The sequence below is a fragment of the Paenibacillus sp. FSL K6-1558 genome, assembly GCF_038002565.1.
Classification (GTDB): domain Bacteria; phylum Bacillota; class Bacilli; order Paenibacillales; family Paenibacillaceae; genus Paenibacillus; species Paenibacillus polysaccharolyticus.
Window position 1 is genome coordinate 5,132,498 of the sequence record NZ_JBBOCV010000001.1, and the last position, 19,771, is coordinate 5,152,268.

A 19,771-nucleotide genomic window follows, 5' to 3' on the forward strand; every position below is an offset into this window, starting at 1 on the left:
TTACTCCTTTTATGTACAGATGGATAAACCTGATTTTATCAGTAGGTAAATGACTTGTGTCATATGGGTAGCCGATTGAATAGGAAACTGATTAATTGTGAATTGACGTGCTTACATGGAACAGGTAAACTTACAGGATGATAACGTTATTATAAATTATAATAACGAAAATAACAATAGTCCTATTGAAAGGTTATTCTGTCATTGGAGTGCAGATGTAAACTCTTTAGCTGGGCTAACTTATAAAAAAGGAGAGGACTCCCATGGATCAGTTCAGATTACCTAAAATTCCGATGCCCGAGTTGGAATTACCCCAAGCTGTTCGTGATGTTTTGGCTGAAGCGGATGAGCATTTGAAGCACAGACCGAAGCTGCTGGCTCAGTTCCATAATTGTTTTCCGAATACGCTCGAAACGACCACCAAGCTGTTAGATGACGGTACAACCTTTGTGATTACGGGAGATATCCCCGCTATGTGGCTCCGGGATTCGGTGGAGCAAGTGATCCATTACGTTCCGCTGGCGAAGCATGACGCGCAGTTGCAACGGATTATCGGAGGGCTGATTAAACGGCATACGTTCTATGCAGATATAGACATCTATGCGAACGCTTTTAACGAAACGGCCAATGGGTGGCACTGGGACGCTAATGATGAGACAGAAATGTCACCTTGGGTATGGGAGCGGAAGTTTGAACTGGATTCGTTGTGTTTCTCCATGAAGCTGGCCTATACATACTGGCGTGAGACTGAGCTTACAGACATCTTTGATGAACGTTTTAAAAAGGTCATGGAGCAGATCGTGCACCTGTGGGAAACGGAACAGCGGCATATAGAGCAATCCCCGTATCGATTCATGCGGCGTAACTGCCCGGCGCACGATACACTGCGTAACGAGGGAATGGGGATGCCAGTAAATTATACGGGCATGATCTGGTCGGGCTTTCGCCCAAGCGACGATGCCTGTGATTTTCACTACAATATTCCGTCCAATATGTTCGCCGCGGTGACGCTGAGCCAGATGGGGAAGATTGCAAAATGGGTGTTCCGTGACGAACAGCTGGTGAGCCGTATGGCGCGCCTGGAGGAGGAGATCCGGCACGGCATTGCCCTGTATGGTACCTACCGTCATCCGGTGTATGGTCAGATTTACGCTTATGAAACGGACGGGTATGGCAACGTCTGTCTAATGGATGATGCGGGCACACCAGGACTGATGTCGATTCCGTATATCGGATATGTTTCCGTGGATGATGTGGTGTATCAGAATACACGGCGTTTTATTTTGAGTAAAGAAAATCCGTATTACTATGAAGGAACAGCGGCCAAAGGCATTGGCAGCCCGCACACCCCTCCAGGGTACATCTGGCATATGGCATTATCCATGCAAGGACTGACGGCAAACAATGACGCGGAGATGCTCGCCATGATTGATTTGCTGGAGAACACCGACGCGGGAACGGGGTATATGCACGAAGGTTTTCATGTCGATGATCCGGATACGTATACGCGTCCATGGTTTGCATGGTCCAACAGTTTGTTTACGCAATTGGTGTACAAAGCGATGAAGAAGCGTATTTTGTAGGTGAATAAAAACAGCCGTTCCAATGTTGGAACGGCTGTTTTCCTTATGCTGCTGGAGCCTTCGTTACTTGAATAACTTATACCAGTATAAAGTGGTATCAATATTAGGGGTATAGGACTGCTTGAGTGTGTCGGCTCCACCTAGTACGAAGCCCTGTTTCACATAAAATCGGCATGCACCCAGATTATCATTTTGTGCTTCGAGGGACATTCCAATAAGATTTTTTTGTTTTGCCCATTCTTCTGCTTTATTTAAGAGCAGCTTTCCGACTCCGCTGCCTCTATACTCTTTTTTCGTCGCAATGTTTTCAATATAACAGAAACGATTCCAATCTTTGATGATTCTAATCTGTCCTATACAAACCTGATTCATATACGCTAAAAACAACATTTTATCGTCCTGGTTGATATATTGGTCCCAATCCAGGTTGTCATCCGGAAAACGCGTTTCTTTCGGTTCATCAAAAAGAACTTCTTCATAGGACCATTGTCCAGCTTGTAAACTGGGGATGATTTTACCGAATAACGTAAAATCATCGTTTGTCGTATGGATATCATCTACTAAGTCCGCATTTAATGGAGAAATAATAATTTCACTTTCGCTATCCAATAAGTCTCACTTCCTTTCTCATTCAAGATGGCTCACCTGTTGTTTTCAATAAATCTGCAATCCGTACCTTTTGTCCGGTACGTGCGCTTTCAAGGGAGGCGAGCACCATAGCCATGCTGAACTGGTTGTCACTGCAGTCCGTTTCGGGCAGTCGATTTTCTTCAAGTGCAGCAAACATCTCTTCAAGACAGCCGTGGTGTCCGGTTTTGTCCATTACAGGCAGCTCCGCTTCGATTCGTTCAGCGCGCTGGAGGAAAGATGGCTTGCCATCAGCCTCCAGTGCGAGTGTGTTGACCACTTCAGCATAGATGTTGTCATGACCATCCCAGATGGCGGTTCCTTTTTCACCTGTCACACGCCAGTTTGCTTCCCAGGATGTAGGCACGCCCTCGGTACACCAGGACCCCCGATAATCGAACACAGATCCGTCGGACATCTCGAAAATACATATCGCCATCGCATTGCCCTTATACCAGGAACCTGGAGGGTTGAATTCGTGACAGTACACCGACACCGGATCTGCACCAAGGATATAACGAGCCTGATCAAAGGTATGTATCGCCATATCCAGCAAAAGCGGGCTGTCCATGAGGTCGCGGAAACCGCCAAAATGTGCCCCGATAAAGAAGTCCGCTCCTGCATATCCCGGCTGTCCAATCGTTCCGCTGGAAATGAGCTGCCGATAGGCACGGATGCGAGGATCGAACCTGCGATTCTGCATCACCGCTTGAATACGTCCTGTACTGCGGGCGGTTTGCACAATGTCCGTACAGTCCGAGAAGGATTCTGCCAGCGGTTTTTCGCCAAAGACGTGACAACCTGCCTGTAGCGCGGTCATCGCAATATGATAATGGCTGGAAGGGATGGTCACATCAAATACGATGTTGGCATCGATAGCTTCAAGGGCATCACCAATATTAGTAAAGGTTGGACAGGATAAATTGTGTCGCTTGGCAAAAGATGACGCAGCTTCCTCGTAGAGATCAACGAGTCCCACGATTTCCGTATCTGGTCGTTCTTTGGCATAGTCCGCCCAAGTGTTTGCCATTGCCCCGCAACCTGCGATGATAACCCGATAAGGGTAGGTCATGTGCTCAACTCCCTCATATAGATGCATAGATGTTATTCATCCATGTTATAAGTTATTGTTCCATGCGAGAAGTGCATGTGATTGTGACGAGCATTTGTATTTTATGGGCATATGAGTAACTGAGTCTTTCAGTCTTCATGCCGTTATGTCTTTACACCGGATTGGGCACAAAGCTGCCCCCGCGGCAATGTTTTAAGTAATTCAATGCATGCACTTGCCCGGTCATCTCAAGTTCGTCCCGATACACCGGATCATGCCAGCCTTCAATGTCGATCGTGCCCTGGTAACCGTTCTGGCGTAAAATGGTGATGATATCTGCCCAATTGCTGTCCCCAAAGCCGGGGGTGCGATGCCAGACAAATTCATTCGGTCCATGCACACCATGTTCTTTGACAATATCCCAGGCGATGGTGGCGTCTTTGCCATGGACATGGAACACTTTCGGAGCCCATTTGCGAAGCTGTGGAATCGGGTCAATCAAGCTGACCATCTGGTGACAGGGTTCCCATTCCAGCCCCACATTTTCATCAGGAACGGCATTAAACATCAGTTCCCAAGCGGTCGGGTTGTGAGCGATATTCCAGTCGCCGGTCTGCCACGTTCCACCCATATCACAATTTTCAAAAGCAATGCGTACACCCCGGTCTGCCGCCCGTCGTGCCAGTTCACCGAACACTTCCTTGAACCGTGGAATCGATTCGTCAATCGGTTGATTGGTCAGACGTCCGGTAAAGCCGGAAACGATATCTGCCCCAAAAAGCTGTGCGTGGTCAATGACTCGCTCCCAGCTTGCCAAGGTGTCAGCGTTATCCCCTGTGCCGGTGAGCGGATTACCAAATACACTTACAGCCGAAATGGTGATGCCTTGTTCGTCAACGATATCGCGGACACGCTTGGCGGTTTCTGCAAGATCAAGGTTGCCCGTGCTTTGCCAGAACGTCAGGTTAAAGGATTCGAAGCCATGTTGCATAATCTGCGGAATGACCCGAACGGCATCATGGCCGCCTACAAGGGTTCCGATACGAATGGATGGATTCATGGTTGTAATTCACTCCAATATTGGCTTATAGTACTTCGTGACACACTCATTATAGCCTTGGATCTATGGGAACGCTCTAAACAATTTTGTGCTTTATTAGTCGGATTTTGTGGTGAGGGGGAAGAAAGCCATGTTAGACTTGAAAGCGCTTCATGAAGACACGCGAATTGATCATAAATCCCATCCGTTTCAGTTGTTCCAAAATCGTTGTTCTGCGAAAAAAACGGAAGAATGTATATTATATCTGCACTGGCATGAGCACTTTGAATGGATCATTATGCGTAAGGGGAGAGCGGTATTTCATATTGATAGCCGACCTTATGAAATTGAGGCTGGAGAGGTTATTATCATTCCGGGTGGTGCCCTGCATGTTGGATACGCGTTGGATGAAGGAGATGTGCATTATGACTCGGTTGTGGTCAATCGTGCGTTATTTCAGGATTTTGCGAGCGATCCAGTGCATGAGCAGTATGTTGCGCCTTATCTGGAAGGCAGTGTGCGGTTTCCGGTCAAACCAGCCGCAGAGAATGCGGCCTGTGCCGGGTATTATTCTTTATTAAATGAAGCGGTGGAAGAGATGGCGGCGCAACCTCCGGCGTACCAGCTTGTAGTGAAGTCCAAGCTGCATGCGTTGTTTACGTTGATGGCCCGGACGTTTATGCCGCATCAGTTGCGGGATCGAGCGAATGCAGTGTATTTTCCTAACCGCGAGCGGTTCAAACAGTTGATTGCACAGATTGAGGCTGATCCCCAGGATAAATTGTCGGTTGGTGAAGCGGCAAGCCAAGTGGGGTTGAACGTATATCATTTCTGCAAAATGTTCAAAAAGCTGACCGGACGTACGCTCGTAGAATACGTAAACGGATGCAGAATGAGTGAGGCTGAGCGCTTACTGCAAGGCAGCAACCTCACAGTTACGGAAATTGCCGCTCAGGTGGGATGTGAGAATGCGAACTATTTTACAAAATTATTCAAGCAGTACAAGGGCATGACGCCTTCGCAGGCACGGGGAATGAAGGAAGGGTGAGTGGGAAGGGGAGGAAGATACTGTTGAAAGGGGAGAAGGCTTGAAGAAAAGGAATGTGAAGTCAAAAACCACCCTGATCTAGCCCATTATCGGCTAAATCCGGGTGGTTGGGGGAAGGGTTGGATTCATCGCTTGCTGCAGTGCGGTCTATTTCAGAAATCTGGAGAACAGTCGATTAGCTTTCTTTGAGAGATCTTCCATTTTGAGATTAGCCTGATCCAGCTGATTATATGCCCATTTGATCGTTTGTAGCATCCGTGGGGAGATGGGCGTACCTTTAATACGTGGATAGATGTTGTGATAGGCCCATACGAGATGCTCCCAGCGATGATCGTCTCCCTCTTGAATATACTCCGATACGTCGAGCACTTTGCCGCGTCCATTCTGGAGAAGCACATTTTTGAGATGGATGTCGCGTGGATTCAGTCCAAGGCGACGAACCGCTTCTCGCGCTGCGTCTACATCGAGCATGACCTGCTCGGGGACGGGAATTCCTTTTTCCAAACATTCAAGTAAAGTGTCTCCAGGTTCGTAACTGATGACCAGTATATTTCGGCCGCTGCCATAATACGTTGGGAAGTAAGGTAGGCCCTGAAGCTGGGCGTAGACCTGTTTTTCATTATTTAATTTATTTAAAGCATGATCCGAATATACTTTGAAGGCATACTGTGGCAGCTGGTCATACGTAAATACAGCCGCATCCGTTCCAATACCAATGCAGTTCACTCCTGCTGCCTCGCCGATGATATTCACCAGCTCATTCCGATCGCTTCCGATGACTTGAATTTGTTGTAATGCTACTTCTGCCTGGAACCAATCCGGCTGCTTCATGGGTGGCGCCTCCTTTTGGATATGCCCGTACATATTTTCCGTAGTTATTTACGTAATAGGTTAATACCGTTCGTGCTCGAATTCAACTTTTTCTAACGATCACGAGAAAGCTTATTTCGCCCCAAACAGCCACGTTCAAATTCTAACGATCCGTAGGAACGCTATTTTGCGAAATTCGTCTGTTTTATCCCGTTTTCAGCTGAAATTTAGCTAAATAGCGTCTCTGGTGATCGTTAGATTTTGAAACTCCATCAAAATGGACAAATAAGGTCTGTGGTGATCGTTAGCGTCGCCAGAGAGAATTTTGCTGAAAAATCTCACCTCAATATTCTGCCGCCTATGCGTCATAACCTCTTGCCTCCGCACGAGATAACCTCTACATTCTAACGCCTCGCAATGGTTGGGATGCTCTCCTTTTTATGAAGACGAGCGGCACTTCTCTTCATCCTGATGTAACTATATAAACGATACGTATCGTTCCTCAAACGGTTGCGTACACAAGAAAATAACGGAAGCCGGGTTGCGGCATGACGGCCAGGGCTTTATACTGTGAGCAATAAAAGGATTGTTCAGCCAGATGTATGCTAAAGGTAGATATATAGAGTGAGTTCGGATGTTATGTTTTACAGATCAGTCCTACGATACGTCCCTACAGTACGGCACGCAGCATTGGTATGAGTAGATCCGATATACAGAAAGGCAGATTATCATATGGCACAATACCCGCAGTGGTCTTATTCGCAGTCGCGGGCGAGTATGTTCGATGAGTGCCTGCGCAAATATTATTATCATTATTATGGTGCCCACAACGGCTGGAAAACAGAATCAGCGGATGAGATGCAGGTACGCTTGTATCGTCTGAAGCAACTGAGTAATCTTTATCTGGTATTTGGTGATCTTGCACACCGGATGTGTGAGTCGGCGGTACGAAGCAGAGAAGAGGGAAAACCGAAGCCACGTGAAGTTTTTTTGGAGAAGACGATACGTGATCTGCTGAATCAGGCATACAAAGAGTCGATGAATCCGGAGCAATGGCGACTCAATCCGAAAAATCATACGATGTTGTCGGAAATTTATTATGGCGATGATACACTGAACGACCGGGTCGCAACCATTAAAGAACGCGCAGGAGCCTGTGTAGGCAACTTGTATCAGACGCTGACGTGGGAAGATTTGTCCCGTGCAAGTACAACGATTCTGGAGATTGAGAAATGGGATACGATGCAGCTGCATGATACGCGTGTGTATGTGAAAATGGACTTATTATACCGACGCAGCAACGGCAATATTGTCATTGTGGACTGGAAGACGGGCAAGGAGGATGACTTCTCCGATCAGTTAATTTTATACGCTTCCTATGTAAGAGAGCATTACCAGGTTCCACTGGAGCAGATTGAAATCCGGGTGGAGTATCTGTTGACTGGCAAACACAAAGAGTTTGCTGCAACCGAAGAGGACATTCGCAAGGTGGAGGAGAACGTAGGGCGCTACATCGAGGAAATGCGCTCCTGTGTGGCCGATGAGTATTACAACCGTCCAAAGGACATGTCCTATTTCACCCCAATGCCTTCGCACCGTGCATGCCGGGATTGCAACTTTCGTGAGGTATGCAGTGAACGAGTGGTTTAATGAACTTGGAGCGTAACCTGTACTATAATCCATCCTAATATGCGTCCTGTATGTCAAAAAAAGAAGCGCAGTGGCCGGAGGAATCCTCCATTGGCACTGCGCTTGTGTGCGTTCCACAGGCTGGACAATTTGCTTCCAGGTGGAACGGCCAGAAGATTTATTGGACAGCGGCGGCATCTTCCAGCGCCTGTCCTGCAGGTACGTAGGCGTGCCCGAGGTCACGGGCAACCGCCTCATACGTGATATGTCCATTCAGCGCATTCACCGCGCTGCGAATGGACGAACTACCGCGAATCGCGGTGGCTGCACCATGGTTCGCCAGTTGCAGCGCATAAGGCATGGTGGCATTGGTCAGCGCCACCGTGGACGTGCGCGGTACGGCGCCAGGCATGTTCGCCACCGCATAATGCACGACACCATGTTTCACATAGGTGGGTTCATCGTGGGTGGTGATATGATCAATGGTCTCGACGATCCCGCCTTGATCAATCGCCACATCCACAATGACCGACCCGGGTGCCATGGTCTTCACAACCTGCTCGCTGACAAGTGTTGGCGCTTTGGCGCCTGGAATCAGCACCGCACAGATCAGCAGGTCCGCCCCGGTGACGGCGGACGCAATATTGGAAGGGCTGGATACCAGCGTCTGGATCTGATTGCCAAAAATATCGTCAAGCTGGCGCAACCGATTCAGATTCAGATCCAGAATCGTGACATCCGCCCCCAGACCAAGTGCAATTTTGGCCGCATTGGTACCTACCGTACCGCCGCCAATAATGACAACCTTGCCGCGGCTTACGCCAGGCACGCCGGATAACAGAATGCCTTTGCCGCCTTCTGTTTTCTCCAGAAGCTGCGCACCGATCTGCGCAGCCATTCGACCTGCCACCTCACTCATAGGTGTGAGCAGCGGGAGAGAGCCGCCGACTTCCAAGGTTTCATACGCAAGGGCAGTCACCTGTTTTTCGACCAGTGCTTTGGCGAGAGCCGGCTCTGCGGCGAGGTGCAGGTAGGTGAACAAAATCAGCCCGGGGCGAAAATAACCATATTCACTGGCAAGAGGTTCTTTCACTTTAAGGATGAGCTCGGCATCCTGCCATACCTGAGCGGCTTCTTCAACAATCAGGGCGCCAGCTTTAACATACTCTTTATCCGTAAACCCACTGCCAAGTCCCGCACCTTGTTCGATAAAGACCTGATGCCCGGCTGTCACAAAATCAGCTGTCCCGGCAGGAGTCATCGCTACACGATTTTCATTGTTTTTGATTTCTTTGGGAATCCCGATTCTCATAGCCATGCACCTCGTCCATTTTTTGGTTGTTAGCTTATACTACAAGTTTATGACTCCATGCGTCGTTTTGCACCTTACACAATGTCTAATTTTTAGGATCAAGACTCAACAATTCGTCGAAATAGACTGTTCAGGACACATGTCTTTGGATTATAATGTAAGAAAAAATAACACTAAGAGGGATCGACTTTGCGAAACGACCGTGTTTTTACTGTCAGAGATATCCTGCAACGTCCGGTATTTAGTCAAGCACGGCTTGCGGCAGGGAGAGAAGGGTTGGAACGTCAGGTAGGCTGGGTTCATGTGTTGGAAATTACCAATGTGTCCCCTTTTGTAAGCCCACATGATCTTATTTTATCCACGGGTCTATGGCTTCAGTCTGAAGAAGGGCGTGAAGCTTATCTGATGCAGCTGATCAACCGTGATGCAGCTGGATTATGTGTCGAGTTTGGCACCAGCATACATGCGATACCAGAGTCGTTGATCGAACTGGCAAACCAGTATCAGTTTCCACTCATCGTATTTGAACAACCCGTGCGTTTTGTTGAGATTACGCAAGATATCCATTCTCTACTTATTAACCACCAACACCAGCTATTAAAGAGCCTGGAGACGTATTCCCGTGAGCTTCAGCAACGCACGTTGCAGCGTACAGATATGTCGGCGGTTCTCGACCTGCTACATGCCTATGCGGCAAAACCTGTGGTATACATCTCGTCGATGGAGGCCGGGAGTTTTGTGCCAGAACTCGCTCCAGACATGGAGCAGGCCATCTATAGCTGGTACAGCCAGGAAGTGGAACGGCTAAATCTGAACGACTCCGATACGGAGCTGTGGTTTCATATGGATGAGGAGAGGGCTTTGCTCTGTTATCCCGTGGTTTGTTTTGGCCAAGTATTTTCAGCCATAGGTATGATTGTGCACCCGTCGGCAACGGTAGAATATCTCAAGCTGTTGCTTGATTACACAGCCAAAGCTGCAGCTACGCTTACGCTTCGTTCACAATTTCTTGAAGAGAAGATGGTACGCAACCAGAATGAATTGATTCAGGATTTGATGAATGGCCACATTCAGCAGGAGGAACAGGCTAGAACACGTATGGGGCTTCGCTTGTTAGTGAAGGGACAATACTGGTTCGCGGGAGGTCTATTGCAGATTGAACATCGCATGAAGGGGACGGGCCGGGAGCGAATGGAGGCGAATCATCAGGACATTCTCGTATTGCTTCGCTCACTTCTGAAGAAAAATCATCTAACCAGCCTCATCATGCTGAAAAATAATCAAATCTACCTCTGTTGTGCCAAGGAAGAAACACAAACTGTCTCTGAACAGCCACTGATCCAAATGTTAGAGAGCATCACTCAGGATATGAAACGGTTCGCTCGCTCGAATCTGAAACAAGTCGAAATTCATGCGGGCTTCGGCAAACTTCGAAATCAACTAACCCTTCTGAACGATAGCCTTCAGGAAGCGGTCCAGGTTATTGAAGTGGCGAGGTCTGTCAAATTAATGAAACATGTTCACTTTTACGATCGTATGGGTATATATCAAATGTTAAAAGCCATGCCGCTTTCTTTCCTGCAATCCTTTGCGAGCGATCATCTGGGTGTGCTTATAGAGCATGATCGAAGCCATCAGTTGCGATTGGTCGAAACATTGGATGCCTATCTGGCGAATTTCGGGTGCAAAAGGGATGCGGCCGCCCAGCTGTTCGTTCATCGGCAGACTTTGTATAACCGACTGGAGAAACTGGAAGAACTGCTGGGACCAGGTTATATGCAACAGGGAAAACGTGTGTGCTTGGAGATGGCATTGTTAGCTAATGCCATGATTGAAGGTGGAGATGGACAATTGTCATGACAGCAACGTTTTTGGATATGGGCATTGCTTGAATAGAAGGTGTTTTTTTGCTCATTTACAGCTTGTTGATCCGTCGTATACCTCGTAAGGCACGAGACCGGCGACGGGACCCTGTATTGGAGAAACGGCTCCGATAGCGTTCGAATGCACGGGAAGAGGGAGCCTGAAGTGGTGAGGTAGGTGTTACAAGGCGATATGGAAATGTCATACGCTCAGACCTTCGTTCCCGTCTGTCTTGTGGATCTGCAACAGTTAAACCGGTAAGGTTTAACCATGCCTGAAGCTTACTGGAATGGATGCCAAGTTGTCCGCTCAAATGAGAAATGTCGAGATGTTTTTTCACACAAATCCGCCTTTCCTGAATTATCGGGCTGGAGTAGGATACGAAAGGAAAGCATGAAACCAAGTCGGTAAAATCGTGTGTGCAGGCTTGCTCAGGGTGATTGGCGGAGTGTTGCGTTTTGTGATATCCATAAACGGCGTGGTTCGATAAATGTAGAAGAGGCACAGATTTGCCTTTTTCTATAAATTGGCTTTTATCAAGATTCTAACATTTCGGAAGCGATTGCGCGTCTCAATATAGTCTCATTTTTATATAAAAGTAAGCTACAGTAAAAGTACCAGTATCTAGTACGGGGGATATATATGGGGAACGGAAGTGAATCTCGAAAGCAGAAGGTTGCCAGGGACGAAAAGCGTTTCGTTGGTCGAGCCAGAGAGCTAATGATCCTGGAGCAGTGGTTTGAAAATGATGAAGCGCCTATGACTATATTTTCAGTTACGGGTATGGGTGGTATTGGGAAGTCTTCGTTACTTTCAGAAATGCTGTCCATCGCTAGAGAGCAGGAAGCAACCGCTATATGGATGGATGGACGGGCATGTGGCACAACGCCCTCCGTGTTTATGGATTATTTTAGTTCAACACTGGGACTGGAACTTGGGCTGTTGAATAGCCAGGGCAACATTCTGCTATCGTTGTTGAAAAGCATGCCCAGAGAGAAACGGCTCGTTATTGCAGTAGATAACTACGAGGAACTTGCATTGCTCGAGAGCTGGTTTATGGAAGTTTTCATAGCGAAACTTCATCTAAGTGGGATACTCATCATACTTGCATCTCGTTCAGAGCTTTCAGCAACATGGCGAACGCATCCCCGGCTGTATCAGCATCTGGTTCAATTGCAGCTGCAACATTTTACCGCGGATGAGATTACGGAGTATATTGCAACCGCAGGTTCATTAAAGCCGAGTATGGCTGGAGTCATTACTAGAATGACGGATGGACATCCGCTGGGACTTGCTCTTGCAGTGGAAGCGGCTGATCAGGAGCGGAATCTTCCTCATGCCGAGTGGGCTGAACTGTCACATATGATCAGTGCCCGGCTGTTACTTGAACTCACCACGCCACGTCTGCATCCGATGGTGGAGGTGTTAACCTTGCTGGAGACAGCAAACCAGGAACTCTTATCCACGGTCCTGAATGTACCCGTTAAACAGGAAGAATATCACATGCTGAGACGGATGTCTTTCATTCGTTCCGCGCCGGACGGTCTGGCCTTGCACGATATGGCCCGGGTACATTTGATGCGGGATTTCCGGCAACGTGAGCCGCATCGTATGCAGTCTATGCGGATTCGGATTGCAGAGTTGCTGAAACCACTCCATGAACAGGCATGTGCACTTGGGAAGCGTCAAATTGCGAGAAAGATGCTGTTACTCTGTCAGGAATCTATGCTCCAGTTTCGCAAGTATGCTGACGTCTCACGCGATTCTTTATTCTCACCGCTTGAACCAATGAAGCAGGCTGACCTACCTTCCCTACACAAGCTGCTAGGGCAATGGTGTGAATATAGCGTTGAGCCCTGGCAGGCCGTGAACTATGGCCCCTTCCTGGATGAACTGGCTCTCCGATATCCTGAAGGTATTGTAATAAAGCGGGATATGAAAGGCGAAACGATTGCGATGTTTATTACCGTGCTGGTGCATCGGGAGATCAGTGATTTACTTTTGAAATATTTTCCGAATGAGATGAAAGAGTGCTTTACGCCAGAGGAATTACAGAATGATCCGGATGAGAGTGATACACACTTCGCATTGCTGGCTGCGGCGAGAGATGATGTGCCTGGATATACACGTGAGGAACTTGTCGGATATATGACACTGGATCGTTTGTCGCTCCTGGGAGATGGGGCGAGAGCCATTCTTGTTGCGACCAATCCACATCTGAAGCTGTTTCTGCGGAGTATCGGCTTTCAGATGCGGAGAACGTCCACACGTGCGTGTGATCGATATGCAGATCAGGCGGATGTGCTGGAACTTGATCTGCGTAGCGGACAATTCGGTGCCTGGGTGATGTCCCTTTTGCATCCAGACCCCCCGGCTAATGCAATAAAGCCCCAGATAACGGGATCCAATAACAGGGTTTGGTCTGAACAGGAAGTTCGTAAAATGCTCGGACACCTTCGCTCACCGGGAGAGTTACAAGAGTACGCAGACAGAATTACAGGTGTGAGGGACGGCATTCAGTTACAATTATATGTTCTGGATCTGTTGGAAGGCAGGATACATGGAGTGTCTCCCCAGGATCAGAAACTGTTACATGCGGCTTACTGGACCCATGCTGGCAATCCGACTGCCGCAGCGCAGGTGTGTTCGATGAGCAGGGCTACTTTTTATCGTCATATTAGAACTGCACTGATTCGTTTAGCGAGAATATTGTAAAGGGTGAAGAAAGATGGTCGCACAGAAATAGCAGAAGCCATCGGTTGAAATAACAAGAACAAGGCAAAAATGAAAACCAAAACAAAAATGAAAAGCAACAACCAATAAACAATAAACCCGCAGTAAAACGGGAAAGATCCGTAACTGCGGGTTTTTCTAGCTGATTCATCTAGCTGTTCATAAGTAGCATCCCCGCAAACTCTAACGATCAGGAGAAACCTTATTTTGCCCAAAATCGCCATGTTGAAATTCTAACGATCCGTACGGACGCTATTTCGAGCAATTTACCCATTTCATCCCATTTTCAGCAGGACATTAGCTGAATAGCGTCACTGGAGATCGTTAGATTTTGAAACCACGCCTAAATGGGCAAACAAGGCTTGTGGTGATCGTTAGAGTCGCCAGAAACCTTATTTGGTGGTTTCTGCTCTCGGCGCTGAGCTTTCTCTGATTTTTACTCAAATTCTCTGTATTCTATCGCCTGCAACGGCAAGGGTGGAATGTTCTTCGTTTGCTAGCCGTGCATTATGTTCAACTGTAAAAGCAAGCGGTAATCATCGCGGGAGTTATAGGTTATATACCAAGCCGATTCATACGGTTGTAGAGTGTAGCTCTGGAGATGCCAAGTTGTTTGGCGAGTGTTCGTTTGTTGCCGCCTGCGGCCTTCAGGTATTGAAGCAAAAGCCGAGCCTCATACGCATCCATCTGTTGCTGATAAGAGGAGCCCGAACTTTGTTCGGGGAATGTAACACTTGGGTTAGCCGCTTCCCGAGCAACCCCTGCAAGATGGTCATGTCCGTGACTCTCTTGTTGAGAGTCTGTCACATTGGGGTCATGGGCTACTTCTTTTCCCGCAGACTTGAGGTTGGCTACTGTCTGTTCCGGCTCAGAAGGTACGTTTACTTTCGCTGATGTCAGCGAATCAGGCAAGTATTCCGGCTTGATCTCACCATCCATCGTTAGAATCGTCAGGCGCTCAATTACGTTGCGCAGTTCCCGGACATTCCCCGGCCAATCGTACTCGAATAAATGTTTGAACAATTCTGGAGGAATCACTTCAATATGACGATTGTAGAGTAGCGAGAATTCTTGCAGAAAAGTCTGGGTGAGCTCATAGATATCTTCTTTACGCAGCCGGAGCGGCGGAATAATCAGATTGATAACATTCAGTCGATAGTAGAGATCCTCCCGGAATTGATTACGCGTAATCATGGCAGGAAGGTCTTGATTGGTTGCAGCAATGATTCGGCAGTTAGCTTGTTTGGTGCGGGTACCCCCAACCGGAAAATAACTTCGTTCCTGCAACACACGAAGCAGCTTGACTTGCAGTTCAAAAGGCATCTCCCCAATCTCATCCAGAAAAAGAGTGCCACCCTCCGCCAGCTCGATTTTCCCCTTTTTCCCCTTAGGGTCTGCCCCGGAGAAAGCGCCTTTCTCGTAGCCAAACAACTCGCTCTCAAACAATGAAGCGGGAATGGCCCCGCAGTTAATCGCGATAAAAGGAGCAGTCTCCGGTTCACGAAGATCATGGATGGCTTTTGCGAAGAGTTCCTTGCCCGTGCCACTTTCCCCCATAATGAGTACCGTAGCAGGGGTGGTGCTAATCTTGCGAATAGTCTCCAGACATTGCCGTATAATTGGACTGCTACCTTTGATACGCGCAAAAGGATCGGTCTCAGGATGAAGCCGGGCAACGGCTTTTTCCAAATGCTGAATTTTGGAGGACATATGCAATAATTCCTGGTGCAGACGAATTTCAGTTGTGATATCGACCTCCGCAGCAACTGCACCAACAATACGACCATCCAGCCTGACAGGGCGGGCATTGATTAGGGCGAACAGATCAGACCTGGGTTGATGCTGTTTGCGGTAGACCGATTCACCGGTGTATAACGTTTTGAGTGATTGAAGTCTTTCGGGTGGGAAAAAGTTGGCGGCAGGCTGACCGATAATATCGGTTTTGCGAATAGAAAATATATTCTCCGCACCGGATGTCCAGTACGCCACCTTGGCTTCTTCATCGATTAAAGATAGTGCGGAACCGGCTGTCTCAAGCGTAGTTTCCAGATATGCTTCCATCAGTCGGTAGGATTGATGAAGTGAGTTCATGACATCAGATGCCATGATATAGCCGGTCCATTCGTCACGATCATTTTTGACGATGAGAATAGAGTTCTTGGCAAACAAAGGAATCATTTGTGCCAGTTCCATAGAAAGTGAGATCAAAGGGACAGGGACAAAGAACGATGAGGTAACCGGAAAAGGGTCGGGTTCTGTTGATTTAGCAGAAGATGTGGAAGGCAGGCCTTTCTCATCAGGCAAGTTTGGTTGATCCAGGAAGGAGCAATAGAGATAAGCGCTCCCTGTACCAGAACGCACAAAAACAGGTCGAGTTACGTTGATATCTGAATCCGTATACGGGCGTGGAAGAAGCTTTTCCTGAACGGAGGATTCATCGTAAATGTGCATGTCTGTTCGTATCAGTTCTTTTAGAGTAGGTAGTAAATGTCTCATCAGGATCACCTCGATTACAACATACGGATTAAAGTGATTGGAATTAGTACTATTATATCGCTCCAACAGAGTTGTGTATATATTTTTTGACATCTCTTGTTCGATTGTTTTGTTTTAATAACGCTCACCCGTTTTGTAGTTTTTATGTATACGTTTTCTTTAATTGAAGATATGAAAAAATGTTGATTTAGCTACAGTTTTTAACTTATTTCAGGTTTTTTTATTTATTTTTGTGTCAATTTATATCACGCTCATTATTTGTCAAAATGTATAAGTATAAGAAAATATGTAAAGATGGAGATCGATATGAGGGTAAGATACAAGATTATTAGTGTAGAATTTGTCTAAAATTTTGTACATTAAATTTTGTGTATTCTTATTTTTTAGACATATATTCTTGTTTAGAGTGAACGTTTAAGTTTGGCAGTGCTGCATCATTGGAAAAAGGAAAAACCATGCACTCCAGAATGACTGGGTTGCATGGCGTGAAGGGCTATCTCTTACATCAATTCTAGCGAAACATGTTCTTCACAACCATCCAGAGATTCGCAGGTTTCTCTGCCAGACGGCGGGTATAGTACGGGTACCACATCGTGCCATAAGGGACATAACAACGGATGCGATAACCTTCTTGTGCCAGACGCTCCTGTTCACTCATACGCAGACCGTATAACATCTGGAATTCAAAGGCTTCAGGAGAGATATCCCGATCCTTCGCGTATTGTTTCGTCCAGTTAATGATGTGATCATCATGGGAGGCCACAGCGGTATAAACACCTTGATCCAGATGATGACGAATCATCGTTTTGAACTGGTGAATGACCTCGGACGTATTTTGATATGCGACGCTTGCAGGTTCTTTATACGCTCCTTTGACCAAACGCAGCCGAATACCTTCCCGAATCATATCGCGGGTATCCTCTTCCGTTCGATGCAGATAAGCCTGCAATACGGTACCTGAGTTATCCAGCCCTTCCGCATGCAGTCTACGTACGATATCAATGGTTGCTTGGGTGAACGGACTGTCCTCCATATCAATCCGGACGAACAATTCATGTTCCTTCGCTCGGGCGGCGACCGCACGAATATTCTGGTACCCTTCTTCCGGATCAAGTGCCAGCCCCATCTGGGTCGGTTTCAGTGAAACATTGGAGTCCACACCGCTATGCGCTATACCTTCAACTAACCTCACGTATTCATCCCTGTAAAGTGCCGCCTCGCGCAGATGGGTGATGCCCTCTCCCAGATGATCCAGTGTTGCCATAATGCCTTTGCTATTTAAAACGCGAATTTCTTCCAGCGCCTCTTCCAGCGTATTACCAGCTATGAACTTGCCAGCCAGCTTTTTGCCGTATTTGAGAGACAGGTTCTCTACGGCTTTATTGCCAGCTACGGTTAACAACGTTTTGCGATATAGTTCCGTTCCGACACTCATCGTGGTTCCTCCCTAAACATTCATGATTGTATATTTACATATCTAGCAAAAATCGTGCCAAAATCTGTTGAATGCGATTGCTGATACCCTAATTATTTTTATGAACATTTTTATCTCCGTGAAACAAAAAAATATTTCATTCTCAAGCGGAGTTGGCACGCTTCTTGCTTCATATATTTGAATGAGACGTAAGTGCTGCGTGAATCCGAGCAGCGATCGATATAAGTTGAACATTTTTTTACACAAATAACGGAGAGGACAGAAAAAACCTGGAAAAGCGAAGTGGTCGCTTAAAAGCTTTCTGAAAGAAAGCTGCATCGGAAGCATACGCTTATCACCGGATTTTTCCCTTAGGAGAAGGGAATCCAAAAAATCTGGGGATAACAGCGAATGGAAGGTTATTCTGTCCTCGGAGTGCTCGTGTAAATTATCTTTGTGAGACTTATAAAGTGAGTAGAAACCACATCCTGAAGGAGGAATCATTGATGAATATCCCTTTTGTTAACGAACCATTTACAGCTTTTACGGTGCAAGCGAACCGGGAAGCCTTTGAGGAAGCGCTCCATAAGGTGAAATCCGAACTGGGACAGGAATATCCGATGATTATCGGTGAGAAAAAAATAACGAGCAACCGCACGTTAACCTCCGTTAACCCGGCTGCTAAGGACCAGGTGATTGGAACGATTCATCAAGCGGATCGGGAGCTGGCCGAGAAGGCCATCCAAACGGCTGCGGAAACGTTCCATACCTGGAAACATACGGACCCGAATGAACGGGCCCGTTATCTCTACAAAGCAGCGGCAATCATGCGCCGCCGCAAGCATGAATTCTCCGCCTGGATGGTCTATGAGGCGGGCAAAACCTGGCCTGAAGCAGATGCAGATACGGCTGAAGCGATTGATTTTATGGAGTTCTATGCAAGGGAAATGCAGCGTCTTAGTGAGCCGCAGCCACTTGTACGGATTGCTGGTGAAGATAATGAACTGACTTACATTCCGCTTGGTGTTGGTGTGGTGATTCCGCCGTGGAATTTCCCGCTGGCGATTATGGCAGGCATGACCTCGGCTGCGCTAGTTTCAGGCAACACGGTGGTGCTAAAACCGGCAAGCACTACACCGGTCATCGCTGCAAAGTTCGTAGAATTGCTGGAAGAAGTGGGTCTGCCAGATGGGGTAGTCAACTTCTTGCCAGGGCCAGGCAGTGAGGTAGGGGATTATCTTGTAGATCATGCACTGACACGTTTTATCAGTTTCACAGGTTCCCGCGATGTCGGTCTGCGGATCAATGAACGTGCTGCACGCACCGCTCCGGGTCAGAAGTGGATCAAACGTGTGATCGCCGAGATGGGTGGTAAGGATTCCATTGTGGTTGACAGTGACAGTGATCTGGAACTGGCAGCCGAGTCGATCACAGCTTCGGCTTTTGGTTTCTCGGGACAAAAATGTTCAGCGTGCTCCCGTGCCATTATCCATAAGGATGTATATGATGAAGTATTACAAAAGGTGCTGGAGCGTACGAAGAAGCTGACGATGGGCAGTCCGCTTGAAGTGGGAAATTACATGGGCCCTGTCATTGACGATAAGGCTTATGCAAAGATCACCGAATATATCGAAATTGGCAAAGGGGAGGGACGTCTGGTTCATGGGGGAGGTACCGGAGATCCGGCAGGATTTTTCATCGAGCCGACCATTATTGCGGATGTGGAACCGCATGCCCGGATTTCGCAAGAGGAGATTTTCGGCCCGGTCCTGGCTTTCATCAAAGCCGATTCATTCCAGGATGCGCTGGAGATTGCCAACAATACAGATTATGGTCTGACAGGTGCGGTTATCTCGCGCAACCGGGCACATCTGGAGCAGGCAAGACGGGAGTATTTCGCAGGTAATCTGTATTTCAACCGCAAGTGTACGGGAGCTTTGGTAGGGACACATCCATTTGGTGGATTTAATATGTCGGGTACCGATTCCAAAGCAGGAGGCAGGGATTATCTGTTGCTGTTTACCCAAGCGAAGCTGGTGTCTGAAAAATATTAAATGACGTTTGAGACCGCATGTATGTATTGACATGCTGACAAGGGCTGAACTGTATGGTATTATTCCTGCAAATCCCAGTGTTGCAATGAATAGTATCCAGCTTGACATAAGG

Annotated in this window: 14 protein-coding genes; 6 read left to right on the forward strand and 8 right to left on the reverse strand. The window is 47.5% G+C overall.

The features are described from left to right. Window positions 1–263: 263 nt before the first annotated feature. On the forward strand, window positions 264–1,583 hold the full coding sequence (locus MHI38_RS22130) for a glycoside hydrolase family 125 protein (protein WP_341181684.1): 1,320 nt from the start codon (window positions 264–266) through the stop codon (window positions 1,581–1,583). 63 nt (window positions 1,584–1,646) lie between these two features. Here the strand turns inward: MHI38_RS22130 and MHI38_RS22135 are convergent, their stop codons facing one another. The 3 genes from MHI38_RS22135 to MHI38_RS22145 form a co-directional block, all read right to left on the reverse strand. Further along, on the reverse strand, window positions 1,647–2,192 hold the full coding sequence (locus MHI38_RS22135; protein WP_341181685.1) for a GNAT family N-acetyltransferase: 546 nt from the start codon (window positions 2,190–2,192) through the stop codon (window positions 1,647–1,649). 22 nt (window positions 2,193–2,214) lie between these two features. Further along, window positions 2,215–3,282 (reverse strand): Gfo/Idh/MocA family protein, encoded by a 1,068-nt coding sequence (locus MHI38_RS22140; protein ID WP_341181686.1) that lies wholly within the window; start codon window positions 3,280–3,282, stop codon window positions 2,215–2,217. 151 nt (window positions 3,283–3,433) lie between these two features. Then, window positions 3,434–4,321 carry a sugar phosphate isomerase/epimerase family protein gene (locus tag MHI38_RS22145; RefSeq protein ID WP_341181687.1) on the reverse strand — a complete coding sequence of 296 codons (888 nt, stop codon included), beginning with the start codon at window positions 4,319–4,321 and terminating at the stop codon, window positions 3,434–3,436. A gap of 130 nt (window positions 4,322–4,451) precedes the next feature. On the opposite strand from MHI38_RS22145, the gene MHI38_RS22150 reads away from it, so the two are divergent. After that, the gene (locus MHI38_RS22150) at window positions 4,452–5,348 is read left to right on the forward strand and encodes a helix-turn-helix transcriptional regulator (protein ID WP_341181688.1); all 897 of its coding nucleotides are present in this window, start codon (window positions 4,452–4,454) and stop codon (window positions 5,346–5,348) included. Window positions 5,349–5,495: 147 nt separating this feature from the next. Here the strand turns inward: MHI38_RS22150 and MHI38_RS22155 are convergent, their stop codons facing one another. Continuing rightward, window positions 5,496–6,179: a serine/threonine protein kinase gene (locus MHI38_RS22155; RefSeq protein ID WP_341181689.1), complete on the reverse strand. Its 684-nt coding sequence runs from the start codon at window positions 6,177–6,179 to the stop codon at window positions 5,496–5,498. Window positions 6,180–6,890: 711 nt separating this feature from the next. Between MHI38_RS22155 and MHI38_RS22160 the strand changes: the two genes are divergently transcribed. Further along, entirely contained in the window at window positions 6,891–7,808 is a 918-nt protein-coding gene (locus MHI38_RS22160; RefSeq protein ID WP_090917829.1) for a RecB family exonuclease, read from the forward strand. A gap of 157 nt (window positions 7,809–7,965) precedes the next feature. Here MHI38_RS22160 and ald read toward each other — a convergent pair whose 3' ends face one another. Next, the gene (gene ald, locus MHI38_RS22165; protein WP_154960574.1) at window positions 7,966–9,099 is read right to left on the reverse strand and encodes an alanine dehydrogenase; all 1,134 of its coding nucleotides are present in this window, start codon (window positions 9,097–9,099) and stop codon (window positions 7,966–7,968) included. Window positions 9,100–9,288: 189 nt separating this feature from the next. Here ald and MHI38_RS22170 point away from each other — a divergent pair, with 189 nt between their 5' ends. Then, window positions 9,289–10,959 (forward strand): PucR family transcriptional regulator, encoded by a 1,671-nt coding sequence (locus MHI38_RS22170; RefSeq protein ID WP_341181690.1) that lies wholly within the window; start codon window positions 9,289–9,291, stop codon window positions 10,957–10,959. A 55-nt stretch (window positions 10,960–11,014) separates the two neighbouring features. Here MHI38_RS22170 and MHI38_RS22175 read toward each other — a convergent pair whose 3' ends face one another. Further along, window positions 11,015–11,302, reverse strand: coding sequence for a hypothetical protein (locus tag MHI38_RS22175; protein WP_154960572.1), 288 nt, complete (start codon window positions 11,300–11,302; stop codon window positions 11,015–11,017). 302 nt (window positions 11,303–11,604) lie between these two features. Here MHI38_RS22175 and MHI38_RS22180 point away from each other — a divergent pair, with 302 nt between their 5' ends. Beyond that, entirely contained in the window at window positions 11,605–13,677 is a 2,073-nt protein-coding gene (locus MHI38_RS22180; RefSeq protein WP_341181691.1) for an nSTAND1 domain-containing NTPase, read from the forward strand. A gap of 573 nt (window positions 13,678–14,250) precedes the next feature. On the opposite strand, the gene MHI38_RS22185 is transcribed toward MHI38_RS22180, so the two are convergent. Together MHI38_RS22185 and MHI38_RS22190 are read right to left on the reverse strand one after the other, a co-directional pair. After that, the gene (locus tag MHI38_RS22185; RefSeq protein WP_341181692.1) at window positions 14,251–16,191 is read right to left on the reverse strand and encodes a sigma-54 interaction domain-containing protein; all 1,941 of its coding nucleotides are present in this window, start codon (window positions 16,189–16,191) and stop codon (window positions 14,251–14,253) included. A gap of 511 nt (window positions 16,192–16,702) precedes the next feature. Continuing rightward, a complete protein-coding gene (locus tag MHI38_RS22190) occupies window positions 16,703–17,626 on the reverse strand; it encodes a proline dehydrogenase family protein (RefSeq protein ID WP_090917839.1) in 924 nt (307 codons plus the stop codon). Between the two features lie 485 nt (window positions 17,627–18,111). On the opposite strand from MHI38_RS22190, the gene pruA reads away from it, so the two are divergent. Continuing rightward, window positions 18,112–19,659, forward strand: coding sequence for an L-glutamate gamma-semialdehyde dehydrogenase (gene pruA, locus MHI38_RS22195; protein WP_341181693.1), 1,548 nt, complete (start codon window positions 18,112–18,114; stop codon window positions 19,657–19,659). Window positions 19,660–19,771: the final 112 nt, after the last annotated feature.

Excerpts from the sequence above, each read along its gene's own strand:
- pruA (WP_341181693.1), top strand. The coding sequence starts at position 18,112 with ATGAATATCCCTTTTGTTAACGAACCATTTACAGCTTTTACGGTGCAA.
- MHI38_RS22130 (WP_341181684.1), top strand. The coding sequence starts at position 264 with ATGGATCAGTTCAGATTACCTAAAATTCCGATGCCCGAGTTGGAATTA.
- MHI38_RS22190 (WP_090917839.1), bottom strand. The coding sequence starts at position 17,626 with ATGAGTGTCGGAACGGAACTATATCGCAAAACGTTGTTAACCGTAGCT.
- MHI38_RS22180 (WP_341181691.1), top strand. The coding sequence starts at position 11,605 with ATGGGGAACGGAAGTGAATCTCGAAAGCAGAAGGTTGCCAGGGACGAA.
- MHI38_RS22140 (WP_341181686.1), bottom strand. The coding sequence starts at position 3,282 with ATGACCTACCCTTATCGGGTTATCATCGCAGGTTGCGGGGCAATGGCA.
- MHI38_RS22160 (WP_090917829.1), top strand. The coding sequence starts at position 6,891 with ATGGCACAATACCCGCAGTGGTCTTATTCGCAGTCGCGGGCGAGTATG.
- MHI38_RS22155 (WP_341181689.1), bottom strand. The coding sequence starts at position 6,179 with ATGAAGCAGCCGGATTGGTTCCAGGCAGAAGTAGCATTACAACAAATT.
- MHI38_RS22185 (WP_341181692.1), bottom strand. The coding sequence starts at position 16,191 with ATGAGACATTTACTACCTACTCTAAAAGAACTGATACGAACAGACATG.
- MHI38_RS22150 (WP_341181688.1), top strand. The coding sequence starts at position 4,452 with ATGTTAGACTTGAAAGCGCTTCATGAAGACACGCGAATTGATCATAAA.
- MHI38_RS22145 (WP_341181687.1), bottom strand. The coding sequence starts at position 4,321 with ATGAATCCATCCATTCGTATCGGAACCCTTGTAGGCGGCCATGATGCC.
- ald (WP_154960574.1), bottom strand. The coding sequence starts at position 9,099 with ATGAGAATCGGGATTCCCAAAGAAATCAAAAACAATGAAAATCGTGTA.